The sequence below is a fragment of the Plantactinospora sp. ZYX-F-223 genome (assembly GCF_039649625.1).
Taxonomy (GTDB): domain Bacteria; phylum Actinomycetota; class Actinomycetes; order Mycobacteriales; family Micromonosporaceae; genus Plantactinospora.
Genome location: NZ_JBDJAV010000002.1, coordinates 263772 through 278193, shown reverse-complemented (window position 1 = coordinate 278193; position 14422 = coordinate 263772). Strand labels below are relative to the sequence as shown.

At 71.0% G+C, this 14422-nt stretch carries 11 protein-coding genes; 5 read left to right on the top strand and 6 right to left on the bottom strand.

The window, feature by feature from the left end; translation table 11 throughout:
• Window positions 1-58: 58 nt before the first annotated feature.
• The 3 genes from AAH979_RS03540 to AAH979_RS03530 form a co-directional block, all read right to left on the bottom strand.
• Window positions 59-1510, bottom strand: a complete 1452-nt coding sequence (locus tag AAH979_RS03540) for a glycoside hydrolase family 43 protein (protein WP_346256528.1) — start codon at window positions 1508-1510, stop codon at window positions 59-61.
• Between the two features lie 53 nt (window positions 1511-1563).
• Window positions 1564-4044 (bottom strand): beta-L-arabinofuranosidase domain-containing protein, encoded by a 2481-nt coding sequence (locus tag AAH979_RS03535; RefSeq protein ID WP_346256527.1) that lies wholly within the window; start codon window positions 4042-4044, stop codon window positions 1564-1566.
• A 78-nt stretch (window positions 4045-4122) separates the two neighbouring features.
• Window positions 4123-5415: a cellulose-binding protein gene (locus AAH979_RS03530; RefSeq protein ID WP_346256526.1), complete on the bottom strand. Its 1293-nt coding sequence runs from the start codon at window positions 5413-5415 to the stop codon at window positions 4123-4125.
• 352 nt (window positions 5416-5767) lie between these two features.
• On the opposite strand from AAH979_RS03530, the gene AAH979_RS03525 reads away from it, so the two are divergent.
• Window positions 5768-6892: an acetate/propionate family kinase gene (locus AAH979_RS03525; protein WP_346256525.1), complete on the top strand. Its 1125-nt coding sequence runs from the start codon at window positions 5768-5770 to the stop codon at window positions 6890-6892.
• Between the two features lie 434 nt (window positions 6893-7326).
• Here AAH979_RS03525 and AAH979_RS03520 read toward each other — a convergent pair whose 3' ends face one another.
• The gene (locus AAH979_RS03520; protein WP_203856468.1) at window positions 7327-7494 is read right to left on the bottom strand and encodes a hypothetical protein; all 168 of its coding nucleotides are present in this window, start codon (window positions 7492-7494) and stop codon (window positions 7327-7329) included.
• Between the two features lie 301 nt (window positions 7495-7795).
• Between AAH979_RS03520 and AAH979_RS03515 the strand changes: the two genes are divergently transcribed.
• Together AAH979_RS03515 and AAH979_RS03510 are read left to right on the top strand one after the other, a co-directional pair.
• On the top strand, window positions 7796-8971 hold the full coding sequence (locus AAH979_RS03515; protein ID WP_346256524.1) for a low temperature requirement protein A: 1176 nt from the start codon (window positions 7796-7798) through the stop codon (window positions 8969-8971).
• Window positions 8972-9330: 359 nt separating this feature from the next.
• Window positions 9331-10710, top strand: coding sequence for an endo-1,4-beta-xylanase (locus tag AAH979_RS03510; RefSeq protein ID WP_346256523.1), 1380 nt, complete (start codon window positions 9331-9333; stop codon window positions 10708-10710).
• A gap of 81 nt (window positions 10711-10791) precedes the next feature.
• Here AAH979_RS03510 and AAH979_RS03505 read toward each other — a convergent pair whose 3' ends face one another.
• Together AAH979_RS03505 and AAH979_RS03500 are read right to left on the bottom strand one after the other, a co-directional pair.
• Window positions 10792-11385, bottom strand: a complete 594-nt coding sequence (locus tag AAH979_RS03505) for a hypothetical protein (protein WP_346256522.1) — start codon at window positions 11383-11385, stop codon at window positions 10792-10794.
• Between the two features lie 127 nt (window positions 11386-11512).
• Window positions 11513-12556, bottom strand: a complete 1044-nt coding sequence (locus AAH979_RS03500; protein ID WP_346256521.1) for a LacI family DNA-binding transcriptional regulator — start codon at window positions 12554-12556, stop codon at window positions 11513-11515.
• 381 nt (window positions 12557-12937) lie between these two features.
• On the opposite strand from AAH979_RS03500, the gene AAH979_RS03495 reads away from it, so the two are divergent.
• Window positions 12938-13921: an LLM class flavin-dependent oxidoreductase gene (locus AAH979_RS03495; protein WP_346256520.1), complete on the top strand. Its 984-nt coding sequence runs from the start codon at window positions 12938-12940 to the stop codon at window positions 13919-13921.
• Window positions 13922-14016: 95 nt separating this feature from the next.
• Complete coding sequence (locus tag AAH979_RS03490; protein ID WP_346256519.1) at window positions 14017-14364, top strand: hypothetical protein; 348 nt, start codon at window positions 14017-14019, stop codon at window positions 14362-14364.
• Window positions 14365-14422: the final 58 nt, after the last annotated feature.

Sequence of the window (14422 nt, the reverse complement as noted above, 5' to 3'; positions counted from 1 at the left end):
GGCGGGACGGGGGTCCGGGGCCCGGCCGGACGGGGGTAACCGGCCGGGCCCCGCACGGCTACGGCTGGTAGGCGAGCCACTCCAGCAGGCCGGTGGAGAAGCCGGACCGCGACGTGATGTTCAGCCGCAGCCGGGTGGTGCTGACGGAGTTGAAGGTGGTGACGTTGTAGGCGTTGCCGGCCACCCCGCAGCTCGACTGGCCCGGCACGTTCGCGTACGCGCTGCCGGTCCAGTACTGCACCTGGCAGGAGGCGGGCAGGTCGATGCCCTGGTCGTCGTCGAACCAGTAGGTGGCGATCCGGTTCACGGTGCGGGCCGACGGCCAGGTGTACTCGACCCACTGGGTGCCCTGCTCGGGCCAGTTGCCGTACGCCAGGTTGCTCTTGTCGGCCGAGTTGGCCGGTACGCCGCCGTTGTTCAGCGCCGCCAGGCTCTCCCAGGACGAGACGTACGAGGTGGTGGCGGTCGCCGAGGTGGCCAGGTTGGTGCCGGCCGGCGGGCCGCCCGGACCGGGGCCGGGACCAGGACCGGGGCCGGTGCTGGTCTGCACCACCCGCTGCATGGTGCCGTCGGCGTTGAAGTAGAGCCGGTCGACCGCGACCGAGCGGCGGAAGTTACCGCCACCGGGGGCGTTGGCGGTGTGGTAGACCATGTACCAGTTGCCGTTGAACTCCACCACCCCGGCGTGGTTGGTGGTCGAGGAGACCTGGCCGAGCACGATGCCCCGGTGCGTCCACGGCCCCATCGGGTTGGTGGCGGTGGCGTACCGCTGGCAGGCGTAGCTGGACGAGGTGACGCAGCCGTTCGTGTCGTTGGCGGCGTACATCATGTAGTAGAGGCCGTTGCGCTTGAACATCCACGGGGCCTCCCAGAAGTTGGTCAGTCCCTGCGGGGTGACCACCGGCCCATCCAGTTCGATCATGTTCGACTTCAGCCGGGCCGCCCGGGCGCCCCAGTAGCCGCCCCAGTAGATGTACGCCTGCCCGTCGTCGTCGACGAAGACGGTCGGGTCGATGTTCAGCCCGGAGGAGTTCGGGGTGCTGTCGCTGATCAGCGGTCCGCCCTTGGCGTCGGTGAACGGGCCGAGCGGGCTGTCCGCGACCGCGACCCCGATGTCCATCCAGCCGGCGCCCCGGCCGTTGACCGAGGTGTACCAGTAGTACTTGCCGTTGCGCGGCTCGACCTCGCTGGCCCAGGCGTCCGCACCGGCCCATCCGAAGGTGGCGATCGAGGCTCGGGCGCCGTGGTGGGTCCAGGTGTTGGCGTCGGTCGAGGAGAGGACGTGCCACTCCCGCATCCGGAAGTTGTTGTCCCCGACCGGCGCCTCGTCCCGGCCGGCGTAGATGTACATGGTATTGCCGACCACCAGTGGCGCCGGGTCGGCGGTGTAGATGCTGGTGATGATCGGGTTCGCCGCCGAGGCGGGACCGGCCGGTATCGCCAGCCCGACCCCGGCCAGCAGTCCGGCGACCCCGCCGGCCGCGACCCGGAACCATCGTCTGCTGCGCACTGTCTGTTCTCCTGTTCGCTGTGGGGGTGGTGGTCAGGCGGAACGAAGTGGCATCACAGGCCGGTCGAGTTCAGCTCGGCGATCTCGGCCGCACTCAGCGCCCGGGCGTAGACCCGGAAGCCGTCCACGGCCCCGGTCAGGTAGGGGTCGCCGGAGTACTGCGACCGGCCGAGCCAGTTGTTGGTGGTCGAGCCGAGCGCGGCGGGGCGGGTGGTCAGGGCGGTGTTCCGGGCCACCTCGACGCCGTTGACGTAGAGCACCCCGGTGTTGCCGGTCTGGGTGACCGCGACGTGCGTCCAGGTGTTGACCGGCAGCGCGGCCGGCCCGTTGATCTGCTGTTCCGCTCCGGCGCCCCCGCTGGTGATGGCGAACCGGACGGTGCCGGCGCCGCTCTGCGGGGTGAGGAAGAGGTACGCCCCGGTCCCGGTGCCGAAGTCGAAGACCCGGGCCCAGGCCGCGGCGGCGGTCCGACGTACCCAGGTCGCCACGGTGAACGCGGTGGCTCCGGCGAGCAGCCCGGCCGGCAGCGCGACGTGCGCGCTCGTACCGTTCAGGGTGACCGCGTTGCCGGTCCGCCCGGTGGTCCAGCCGGCGCCACCGGTCAGGGTGCCGGTCTTGCCGTTGCCGGTGGCGTCGGCCGCGGAGGTGCCGGCGGTCTCGTCGAACCGGTAGTGCGCGACGAACGGTGCCGGCGGGGCGCCGGTCACCGTCCAGTAGACCGTGTAGCGCTGGCCGTGCATCTTGTAGAACGGCAACAGCGTGACCGTGCCGGTGCTGGCGGTCGCGGTGTACTGCAGCGGGGTCGAGGTCGGCGTGATGGTGGCCGGGTTCAGCGTCGGCAGCGCGGAGAGGTTGGTGTTGCCGTACGCGCCGGCGAGCACGATCGGTCCGTGCTTGACCGCCTGCACCGTGGAGTTGTCCGGGGTGGACTCCCGGGTCAGCGCCATCGGCAGGCTGATCTCGACCACGTCACCGGAGGACCAGGTCCGGTTGATCCGGGCGAAGCTGCCGGCGGTGACCCCGGACTGCACCGCGCCGTTGAGTCGTACCTCGGCGCCGGTGGCCCAGCCGGGGATCCGGATCCGCAGGTCGATCGCGCCGGAGCCGGTGACGGTGAGCCGGCTCGTCGACGACTCCGGGAAGGTGGTGTCCTGCTGCACCGTGATCCCCCGGCCCGGCCAGACCAGCCGGGACGCGGCGAAGAGGTTGACGTAGAGGATCTCGCCGTTGTGGAAGTAGATGCTGTCGGCGAGCTTGGTGTGTGTCTCCATCCCGGTGCCGTGGCAGCAGGTGAAGTTGCTGTAGTCGTTGCTGTATGTCTTGATCCCGCCGGCCCGCAGCGGCACGTAGTAGCAGTGGAAGCCGTGCGAGGAGCCGGGGTTCTGCGCGCCGATCAGGTGGTTCCAGAGCGCCTTCTCGTAGTAGTCGAGGTAGTCCAGCCGGCTCGGGTTGGTGAAGAAGAGCTGCCGGGTCAGCTTCAACATGTTGTACGTGTTGCAGCACTCGCAGGTGCTGTCGGACAGCTCGCTGGCGATCCGGTTCGGCGCCTTGAAGTACTCCCCGTTGGAGTTGCCGCCGATCACGTAACTGTGCCGGCCGACCACGATGTCCCAGAAGTTGACTGCGATGTCCCGGTACCGGGTGGTGCCGGTGGCGTGGTATTCGCGGATCGCCCCGAGGATCTTCGGGATCTGGGTGTTGGCGTGGTAGTTGTTCAGCGCGTCGGTGTTCGCGGCCAGCGGGTCGAAGATCTCCGCGTGGTCGAAGTAGCGGGCCGTGGTCAGGTGGTCCGGGTTCTCGGTGAGCTGGTAGAGGTTGGTCAGCACCTCGTTCATCCCGCCGAACTCGGTGTCCAGCATGTTCTGCCGCTGGGTCTGGGTCAGCCGGTCGTTGCGGAACTTGACCCAGGCCGCCATCCGGGTGAGTACGTCGAGCGCCTGGGCGTTGCCGGCCAGCAGGTGCATGTCGAGCAGCCCGGCCATAATCTTGTGCAGCGTGTAGTACGGCGCCCAGACCTGCTGCCGGGCCTCCACCCGGTCGATGAAGCTCTCCGGGTACGCCGACAGGTATCCGGTGTTGTAGCCGGCGGTGGTGGCCCGGTTCTGGCAGATCGCGAGCTGGGCCACCAGGTAGTCGCCCTTGGTCTTGAAGGCCGCATGTCCGGTGTTCGCGTACGCCTGGGCCAGTGCGGTCAGCACGTGCCCGGTGGAGTGACCGCGCAGTTCGGTGCTGGGCGACTCCCAGCCGCCGCAGGCGGTCGCCGAGGAGGAGAGCCCGTAGTTGAGCCGGAACGTGTGCAGCAGCCGGTCCGGGTCGAGGAAGTTCAGGTACGCCTGGGTACGGCCGGCGTTCGCCTGGAACGGGCCGGCCAGCAGGGTGACGGCGGAGAGCGGGAAGGCGTACGCCGAGACGCCGATGTCGGTCCGGGCCGCGGCGGCCGGTGCGGCCGGCAGGGTGCCGGCGACCGCGGTGCCGACCGCGACGGCGGCTCCGGTCTGCAACAGGGACCGGCGGGACAGGGTGGGTTTGGGCATGGTTGGTCACCTCCGGGGGCGGGGGGTCGCCCGGCCAGACCGGCCGGGCGACCCCGGATGGGGGTTCGAGCGACCAGATCAGTAGCCGTAGCGGTTCTTCAGGTGCCGCCACCAGTCCCGGAGCATCCAGCGGTCGAACTCGGTGATCGAGCTCGCGCTGCCGGCCTTCATGATGAAGCAGCACTGACCGGTGGGGGTCCAGTCGTAGAAGTCGTCCAACCCGTAGGTATGGCCGATCTCGTGCAGCAGGATCGTCATGTTCTCGGTGTTCAGGTTGTTCATGTAGTACTCGCGGCCCATCCGCTGGCCCCAGTCGCCACCGGCACCACCGCCGAAGCCGTCGGTGAGCCAGAGCGAGTGGTCGTAGTGCCGGGCCGCGCCGCCGGGACAGTTCGGGTACTGGCCGTTCTGGTTGAAGAACCGGCCGCACGGTGCCGCGCACTGCGGGGCGTTCTCCCGGATGTCGTTCACGTAGATGTCGACCGAGGTGTCCGACCACTGGAGCTGTGACCGGTCACGGACCGCCCAGCCGACCACCCGGACCGGGACGTCGGTGTACGGGAACGCGTTGTGCCCGACCATCACGTCCATCCACTTCTTGTACTGCCGGGCCAGGGTGGCGTGGATCTGGTCGCGCTGGGCTGCGGTGACGGTGGCCGAGGAGTCCCAGCGGACGCAGTAGTTGATGTAGCCCCGGTTGGCGAAGAGCTGGTCCCAGCCGTAGTTGCGGAAGCCGTACAGGTTGCCGTTGTTGTAGGTCTGCTCCTGGTGCCGCCAGACCTCGTCCAGCGGGGTGACCAGGTTGGACGGCGGGTTCCAGCCGGATGACGGCGGCGGGGTGGTCGGGCCGGTGCCGGGCGGCTGGGCGTGCGCCTTGACCTCCAGCAGGCCGACCGAGCCGGCGCCGCTGGCCATCAGCACCCGCAACTGGGTGGTGCTGACCGCGTTGAAGGTGACCAGGTTGTAGCGGTTGGCCGCGATCGGGTAGCCGCTGGCTCCGGCGACGTCGACGTAGCCGCTGCCGTTCCAGCTCTGCACCCGCCAGGAGGCCGGCAGGCGTACTCCGCCGTTGTCGTCGAAGAAGTAGACCTCGGCGGCCCGGATGGTCTGCGGCTGGGGCCAGGTGAGCAGCACCCACTGCTCGCCCGTGTTCGGCCAGGTGCCCCAGCGCGGGTTCTGGGTGTCGTTCGAGGTCGTCGGGTCGATGCCGTCGCGGATCGCCTCGACGCTCTCCCAGGGTGAGGTGTAGGACGCGCTCGCGGTCGCGGTCCAGGCCAGGTTGTCCCCGGGCGCGGCCTTGGCCACTCCCATCCCGGTGAACACCAGGCCCAGCGCCAGCAACGGCGCCAGGGCCGGCCACCATCGCCTCATCGGACTCCTCCTTCGCTCACGTGATTAATTGATGATGATCAATTTCTCGGCGCCGGGTCCGCCGGAGGGTCGGCGGGGTGGTGGGGGTTTCGGCGTTCAGCACACGATGGCGTACGAAAAGGTTTTCGGCAAGGTGTTGCGCATATTACGAGGACGTAACAGCACAGCGGAAGCATCGGGGCGAACAGCGGTTGATCTTCTGAGATGTTCCGAAAAGGTTCTCGAAATGCTTTCGGAAAGGCCGTACCGCCAGGTTGTCGGGCGTGGACCGCGGCGGGCTGGGTAACGCGATTGCCAGCGGCGACGGGAACAGGATCGCCAGCGGCGACGGGGCGGGGCGGAGGAGGCACCGATGCCGACCGGGACGAGCGGGCCGCCACCCGGCCCGCCGGTCGTACTGACCGTCAACGCGGGCTCGGCCAGCCTCCGGCTCGACTACGTCCGGGCCGGCGAGGTCACCGACGGCCTGGCCCGGACCGAGCCGCCCGGGTCGGCCGAGGCGGACCGGGCGGTACGCGACTTCCTCGCCGGCCACGACCCGCCCGACGCGGTCGGTCACCGGCTGGTGCACGGCGGCGACCTGGTCCGCACCCCGACCCGGGTGGACGACGCCCTCCGGTCCGGACTCGACCGGCTGGGCACGCTGGCCCCGCTGCACCTGCCACCCGCGCTGCGCCTGCTGGACCGGATCCGGGAGCAGTTGCCCGACGTGCCGCAGGTGCTCTGCCCGGACACCGCCTTCCACGCCCACCTGCCGGCGGCGGCCGCCACCTACCCGCTGCCCGCGCGGTGGCGCCGGCGGTGGGGCCTGCGCCGGTACGGCTTCCACGGCCTGTCGTACGCCTACGCCCTGCGCCGCACCGCCGAACTGCTCGGCCGGCCGGCCGACGGCCTCCAGCTCCTGCTGGCCCACCTCGGCGGCGGCGCCTCGGTCTGCGCGGTCCGGGACGGCCGCAGCGTCGACACCTCGATGGGTTTCACCCCGCTGGACGGCATCCCGATGTCGAAACGCTCCGGTGCGGTCGACCCGGGCATGCTGCTCTGGCTGCTCGACGACGACCGGCTCAGCCTGGCCGAGCTGTCCGAGGGGCTCAACTCACGGTCCGGGCTGCTCGGCCTCTCCGGCGGACGCTCCTCCGACACCCGTGACCTGGTCGCCGCCGCCGGAGGCGACCCGGTCGCGGCGCTCGCGCTGGAGGTCTACGCCCACCGGGTACGCCGGGAACTGGCCGCCGCCGCCACCAGCCTGGACCGGCTGGACGCGCTGGTCTTCACCGGCGAGATCGGCTGGGACCAACCCGAGGTACGGCACGACGTCTGCGCCGGGCTCGGCCTGCTCGGCGTCACGCCGCCGCAGGGCGGCAACCGGGAGACCGACACGGTCGTCTCGGCCCCCGACGCCCGGGTCCCGGTGCTGGTCGTCGAACCCCGGGAGGACCTCCAGGTCGCCGACGAGACCCTCGCGGCACTGCGCTGAACCTCTTCAGCCGTTCCCGGTACCGTCGCGCCGGGGAAGGTTGGTCCCCCGCCGAACAGTCGGTTGGTCGATGGTCACGCCCGTTCTCCCGGCTCGGATCTGGGGTGCCTTGAGGGTGACCGGACGGCAACCGTTCCCGGCGACACGCCCGGGCGGGCGGAGGCGCGGTTCACCCGACCTGCCGGACCGGGCGGAGCGCGGTAGGGGACCCGGCGCGGGGCGCGGACAGCCCGGCCGCCGTGCTCGGCTCCGCCACGGGAAGTCCTCCAGGGTCCGCTTGCTGCCGCACGCGCCGATGCCTCGGTGGGCATCGGCATGCGCCGGAGGACATATCTTAAATCAAACTGATGTACTTATCATCCTCCGGCGCCCCGTCGCCTCCGGCGCACGACGGGCGGCACAGGACGGGCTGGTCAGGCCACACGACGGGCCGGTCAGGCCATCAGTCGGGTCAGGAAGTCACCGATCCCCTGGGCGATGGCCATCAGCACCGCCCCGATCGTCTCGACCAGGTCGGCGGCACCGTCCGGCCGGAACGCGACGAAGAAAATCAGGAAACCCACGAATAGCCAGGTGAGAACCTTCTTGGCAAGTACGGGCATGTCTCCTCCGCTGGGGCATCCCCCGTCTCGTACGACCTCGGAAAGTCTCGGTGTCACGAGCTGGCGCACTCCGGCGATCGAGTGCTTCGCATCCCCGTCCGGACCGGCCCGCAAACGACCCCGCCGGTCCGACCCGGTGCCGCCGGTCGGCTCGACCTGAGCCCGCGCCACCCATCCCGATCACGCCGCTCGCCGGATACCGCAGTATTGCAGCAGGAAGGCGGATAAGATGCGGATTGTCCCTCGTTATCCGCTTGATGCCCTCTAACGATCGGCCGGAGGATCCCCGGGTGGAGGCAGGTTGACCAGCCCTGGCGGCCGACCGGACGTCCTGCGCGGGCCGGAGGACGCCCGGGTCACCACCATCGAGCTCTTCTTCGACGTGGTCTACGTGCTGGCCGTGACCCAGCTAACCGAGTTGCTGCTGCACCGGTTGCACCCGGCAGGCGTCGCCGGTGCCGCGGTGCTGCTGCTCGCCGTCTGGTGGGCCTGGGTGGACACCGCCTGGATCACCAACTGGTTCGACCCGGACCAGCCCAGGGTACGGGTGCTGCTGATCGGGCTGATGGGGATCAGTCTGGTGATGTCCTCGGCGCTGCCCGAGGCGTACGGGGACCGGGGGCTCTGGTTCGCCGTGGCGTACGTGGCGCTGTCGGTGGGTCGTTCGCTCTTCGTCGCCTCGGCCCTGGCCCGCCGCTCCCACCTGCACCGCAACTTCCAGCGCCTACTGGTCTGGCGGACGGTCTCCGCGCCGCTCTGGCTGGCCGGTGGGTTCGCCTCCGGCCCGCTCCGGCTCGGCCTCTGGGTGGCGGCGGTGGCCATCGACAGCGCCGCGGCGGTCTGCGGCTTCTACGTGCCGGGATGGGGCCCGTCGAGGCCGGCGGAGTGGTCGATCAACGGGGCACACCTGGCCGAGCGGGCCCGACTCTTCGTGATCATCGCGCTCGGCGAGTCCATCCTGGTCACCGGCACCGTCTTCGGTGCCCTGCCACATGACTGGGCCACCCTCGCCGCACTGGCCAGCGCCTTCCTCGGCAGCGTGGCACTGTGGTGGATCTACTTCGACCACAGCGCCGAGGCGGCCCGGCAGGCGATCGTCGAGGCCGAGGAGCCAGGTCGGCTCGGCCGGTCGGGGTACACCTATCTGCACATCCCGATGGTGGCCGGCGTCATCGTCACCGCGGTCGGGGACGACCTCGCGCTGCACCACCCGACCGGGGAGAGCGACCCGGCGGTGATCGGCAGCATATTCGGTGGACCGGCGCTCTTCCTGGCCGGATTCCTGCTGTTCAAGAGCGCGGTCCTCGGCGTACGCTCCCGGACCCATCTCACCGCCGTGACCGTGCTGGTCGCGCTCGGCCCGCTCGGGCTGGTGCTGAACCCACTGGCACTCTCCGCCCTGTCGACGGTGGTGGTGGCGACGGCCGCGGCCCGCAGCACACTGCTCGTGACCCGTACCGCGAGGCACCCCGGTTGAGCCACTCCCCCACGCCAGCCAACGAGCCAGCTCCGCAACTTTCGGGGCTCCACGCGTCGCACTGACCTGCGGTCATCTCGACCTGCCGTTGTCCACAACGTGGATCCTCGGCAAATTGGCTGGTCAGCCTCAGACTCCTGTCGACAGTAGGGCGACGACGGCACATCGGAAGTGTTCCGGAAACTGTTGACCCCCGGGATCGCCGATGCCACACTATGCATCCATTAGGGTCGATTGACACCACACCGTCCACCAGGGATCGAAAGCGGCGGATCAGGTGCCCTCGACCCTCCCGCACCGTGACGCCCGGACGGCCCACCACCATGCGCCCGTCCGGCCATCCGCCAGAAGGGGCAGAGATGATCAGGAGTTCCACCGACGGCGCCCGCGGCCCGAGACCGCGCTACCGGACCCGACTCGCGCTCGTCATCGGCGCGGTGGGCATGCTCGCCACCGCCGGTGCCATCGCGCTGCCCAACACCGCCAGTGCCGCGAGCACGCTGGGTGCCTCCGCCGCCGAGCAGGGCGGCCGCTACTTCGGCACCGCCGTGGCGGCGAACAAGCTCAGCGACAGCGCGTACACGACCATCCTGAACCGCGAGTTCAACCAGGTCACGCCCGAGAACGAAATGAAGATCGACGCGACCGAGCCGCAGCAGGGCCAGTTCTCGTACGGCAACGCGGACCGGATCGTGCAGCACGCCCGCAGCCGGGGCATGCAGGTACGCGGCCACACCCTGGCCTGGCACCAGCAGCAGCCCGGCTGGATGCAGAACATGTCCGGCAGTGCACTGCGGCAGGCGATGCTCAACCACGTCACCCAGGTCGCCACCCACTTCCGGGGCCAGGTCACCTGGTGGGACGTGGTGAACGAGGCATATGCGGACGGCAGCAGCGGCGCCCGCCGCGACTCCAACCTCCAGCGCACCGGCAACGACTGGATCGAGGCCGCGTTCCGCGCCGCGGACGCCGCCGACCCGAACGCGCAGCTCTGCTACAACGACTACAACATCGACAACTGGAACGACGCCAAGACCCAGGCCGTCTACCGGATGGTCCAGGACTTCAAGTCCCGCGGCGTACCGATCGACTGCGTCGGCCTCCAGTCACACTTCACCGGCGGCTCCAACTACCCGAGCAACTACCGCACCACGCTGTCCAGCTTCGCCGCCCTCGGCGTCGACGTGCACATCACCGAGCTGGACATCCGCAACGCGCCGGCCGACGCGTACCGCAACGTGACCAACGACTGCCTCGCGGTGGCCCGCTGCAAGGGCATCACGGTGTGGGGCATCCGCGACTCGGACTCGTGGCGGTCCGGCGAGAGCCCGCTGCTGTTCAACGGCAGCGGCCAGAAGAAGCCGGCGTACGACGCTGTGCTCGCCGCGCTGAACAACGGCAACCCCGGCGGCAACCCGACGACGCCGCCCGGCGGCACCCCGACCACCCCGCCCCCGGGCAGCGGCGGCTGCACCACGACGACGACGGCCGGAACGGTCTGGGGCGACCGGTACAACACATCGGTGACGGTCAACGGCGCCAGCAGTTGGACCGTGGTGGTGGCCGTCACCGCACCGCAGTCGATCAGCACCACCTGGAGCGGCAGCGCCAGCCTGAGCAGTAACAACACCGTGCTGACGATGCGCTCCAACGGCAGCGGCAACACGTTCGGCTTCACCACGATGATGAACGGCAACTCCGGTGCCCGACCGCAGATCAGATCCTGCACCGCCGGGTAACCGACCGTCCCCGCCGGCCGTACGCCCACCGTACGGCCGGCGGCATCGGTCCATACCGGGTCGCCGGGCGGGGCCGGCCGGTCAGCCGGTCAGCCGCGCCCGCCACGGGTGGGTCGGGTGCACCAGGGCCAGCGCGTCGTCGAGCCAGCGTCGTGCCGGGTCGTCCAGCAGCGGCAGGGCGGTGGCGAAGTCCGCCTCGTCCTTCGCCCGGACGGCCTTCGCCTTGAACAGCAACACCACCTCCGGCACCAGGTACGGAACCCCGTCCGGGTCGTAGCGGACGATGTCGGCGTACGGGCGGCGGATCCGGTCGTCGCGCCGGCAGATCCAGACGTCCCCATCGTGCGGCTCCCGGAACACGTCCAACCGCCACCGTCCGGTGGCCCGCTCGTACGCCCAGGTCTGGTGGCTGGTCCGCATCGACTCCGGAGTCACCGGCAACAGCCGGCCGTCGTGCGGTACGGCGAAGCCACAGTCGCCGAAGCGCTGCCGTACCTCGGCGAACCGGTCCGCCGGTACCGCTATCTCCAGGTCGTCGTGCGGCCGGGAGGGTACGCCCCGGCACAGGTCGATCGCCCAGCCGGCCGCCACGCACCAGGGCAGGTCGAGGCCGGCCAGCCGGTCGGCGACCACCGACGGCGGCCAGGGGTCCCAGGCGTCGAGCTCCGGTGTCACCAGGCGACGATAACCAACCCGGTCCGGTGCCCGGCTCCGCCCCGGGCGCTGGGGCCGACTCGGCGGAGGGTGTTGGGCGCATCCTCGGCGAGGCGTGGGTGGGCGTCCCGCAGCGGGCGCGCCCGGGTCAGGCCGACTGCCGGCGGACCAGGTGGGTGTCCAGGAAGATGGCCGGCGAGGGGATCTCCTCACCTCGGATCTGCGCGACCAGCAGCCGGGCCATCTCCGTGCCCATCGTGATCACCGGTTGGTGCACCGAGGTCAGCGGCGGGTTGGCGTGCAGCGCCAGCGACGAGTCCTCGTAGCCGACCACCGCCACGTCCGCCGGGATGCGCCGGCCGGCCTCGTGCAGCGCATGCATGGCCCCCAACGCCATCAGGTCCGAGGCGGCGAAGACCCCGTCCAGGTCGCCGCGCCGGTCCAGCAGCCGGCGCATCGCCTCAAGGCCGCTGTTGGCGCTGAAGTCGCCGTACTCGATCAGGTCCTCGGAGACCGGTCGACCGTGTGCGGCGAGCGCCTCCCGGTAGCCGGTCAGCCGGGTCACCCCGGCGCCCATGTCCTGCGGCCCGGCGACCGTGGCGACCGCCCGCCGGCCGATCCCGATGAGGTACTCGACCGCCTGCCGGGCGCCGCCCGCGTTGTCCACGTCCACGAAGTACGCCGGTTGCGCGTCGGGGCCGAGCATCCGGGCTGGCCGTCCACCGAGGACGGTCGGCAGCCCGCGCTCCATCAGCAGGCCGGGCAGGGGATCCGCGTCGTGCAGCGAGATCAGCATCACCCCGTCGACGTGCTGGTCGGTGAGCTGGTGCTCCATCTTCTCCCGCCCGCCGGGCGACTGGATCCAGGAGAGCCAGAGTTGCAGCGGGGTGTCGGCCAGGCCGGCGCTGACCCCTCGGGCGATGCCGGCGAAGAACGGCTCGCCGAACGCCCGCTCGCCGGACTCGGAGATGACCAGCGCGACCGAGTCGGTCCGCTGGGTGACCAGGGCCCGGGCGGCACGGTTCGGCACGTACCCGAGTTCCCGGACCGCCGCCCACACCGCGGCCCGGACCGTCGGGCTGACCTGGGAGGAGTTGTTGACCACCCGCGAGGCGGTGCCGCGTCCGACGCCCGCTCGGGCCGCGACCTCGCTCAGCGTGGGCCTTCCGGGGTCGCGGCGCTGGGATCTCATGATCTGCTCCCGGGACTTGCGTTGATCAATGGTGGCTCCAGGGTAGGCGGCTGCCGAACGACCCCGTGCCCGGCCGGTGCACCGTGCCGACGCGCCGCTCACCGAGGTTGTTACATCGATGATGATATGGTTACCGCCCGGCTTTCGGCCCCGGCCATCCGGTCGGTCCCACCACCGGTTCGACGATCGGCGGGCAGGGCCGGCCGTCGCCGCTCCGGCCTCGACGGGCGCCCCGGTCCGACGCCGCCCGACCCGTCGGATCCCGCCCGTTGCGTCGGATCCCGCTCGTTGCGTCGGACTCCTCAGATCCGGCACCTTCGGACTGATCGGGTCCGGCACCGTCCGACCGCCGGACGGCACCACGGAGACCGAAGGAGCCCGGTGACCCGGTTCGGTTGGTTCCTCGGTCACGAGGAGTGGCAGCCCGAGCAACTGGTGGCCCAGGCCCGCCGGGCCGAGCAGGCCGGTTTCGACGCGGTACTCGTCTCCGACCACCTGCAACCCTGGGTGGACGACGCCGGCTCGGCCGGCCACGGCTGGGCCACGCTGGGCGCGATCGCCACGGCGACCCGGAGCGCCACGCTGGTCTCCGCGGTGGCCTGCCCGCTGTTCCGCCAGCATCCGGTGCTGGTCGCTCAGGCGGCCGGCACGCTCGACCGGCTCTCCGGCGGTCGGTTCCACCTCGGGGTCGGCACCGGGGAAGGCATCAACGAGGCACCGCTGGGCCGGTTTCCGCCGTACCCGGAGCGGCTGGCCCGGATGACCGAGGCGCTCGGGCTGCTCCGGCCGCTGCTGGCCGGCGAGACCGTCCAGCAGCCGGACGGGGCGTACTATCCGGTCTCGTCGATCCGGCTGCACAGTCCACCGCTGACCGGCGTGCCGGTGCACCTGGCGGCGGCCGGTCCCCGCTCGGCGGCCACCGCCGGCCGGCTCGCCGACGGGGTGATCAGCTCGGTCAAGGATCCCGAACGGACCGGCCGGGAGGTGGTGGACGTGGCTCGGGCGGCCGCTGCGGCGGCCGGGCGTACGCCACCGCGGGTGGTGCTGAGCAGCTTCGTCGTGCTCGCCGACAGCGACGACGACGCGATCCGCGCGCTGCGGCCCTGGCGCGGGCTGCGTACGCCGGGCCGGCTGGTGGCGTCGAGTCCGACCCGGCTGCGCCAGCGGGCCGACCGGCTCGGCCGGGATGCGATCCTCGCCCGGTATCGGCGGGTCGGCGAGCCCCGGCACCTCCTCGGCTTCTGCGAACGGCTGCTCGACCGGCTCCGCCCGGACGTCCTGGCCCTCCAGGTGGCCGCGACGGACGGCGTCGCCGCGCTCGAACGCTTCGCCGGACTGGTCGACCGGCTGCGCCAGCGGGGTTGACCTGCGGATCGGTGCTGCCGGAACACCATGGACGATGACCCGTGTCGCCCCCTCCCGGGCACCCGATTAGAACACATGTACGATAGAATATCGAGGTGTACGACAGCCGAGACCAGGCCGGCGGCCACGCCCGCCTCGCCGCCCACCAGCCCACCGACCGCCGACTCGTCCTCGCCCGGGTGCACCGGATCGCCACGGACTACGCCGGTGGCTATCGCGAGGGTCTGACCCGGGCCACCGCCCTTGCCGAGCTCGCCGATTTCGCCGCCGACCCCGGCCTGCTCGCCCAGGCCGCCGCCATGCACGCCGTCGCCGACAACTGGTATGCGATCAACGCCGTCGACCTGCTGCTCGAGGCCGGCGCCCCGACGGAGCTAGTCGACTCCCATCTGGACGGTGCCGTCTCCCCCGACCCGGAGAGGGACGGGATCGACTGGCTGTGACGGGGAAGGGATCGACCGACGATGACAGGGACGGCATCGACCGACAGTGACGGGGAGG

Excerpts from the sequence above, each read along its gene's own strand:
- AAH979_RS03535 (WP_346256527.1), bottom strand. The coding sequence starts at position 4,044 with ATGCCCAAACCCACCCTGTCCCGCCGGTCCCTGTTGCAGACCGGAGCC.
- AAH979_RS03530 (WP_346256526.1), bottom strand. The coding sequence starts at position 5,415 with ATGAGGCGATGGTGGCCGGCCCTGGCGCCGTTGCTGGCGCTGGGCCTG.
- AAH979_RS03525 (WP_346256525.1), top strand. The coding sequence starts at position 5,768 with ATGCCGACCGGGACGAGCGGGCCGCCACCCGGCCCGCCGGTCGTACTG.
- AAH979_RS03520 (WP_203856468.1), bottom strand. The coding sequence starts at position 7,494 with ATGCCCGTACTTGCCAAGAAGGTTCTCACCTGGCTATTCGTGGGTTTC.
- AAH979_RS03510 (WP_346256523.1), top strand. The coding sequence starts at position 9,331 with ATGATCAGGAGTTCCACCGACGGCGCCCGCGGCCCGAGACCGCGCTAC.
- AAH979_RS03500 (WP_346256521.1), bottom strand. The coding sequence starts at position 12,556 with ATGAGATCCCAGCGCCGCGACCCCGGAAGGCCCACGCTGAGCGAGGTC.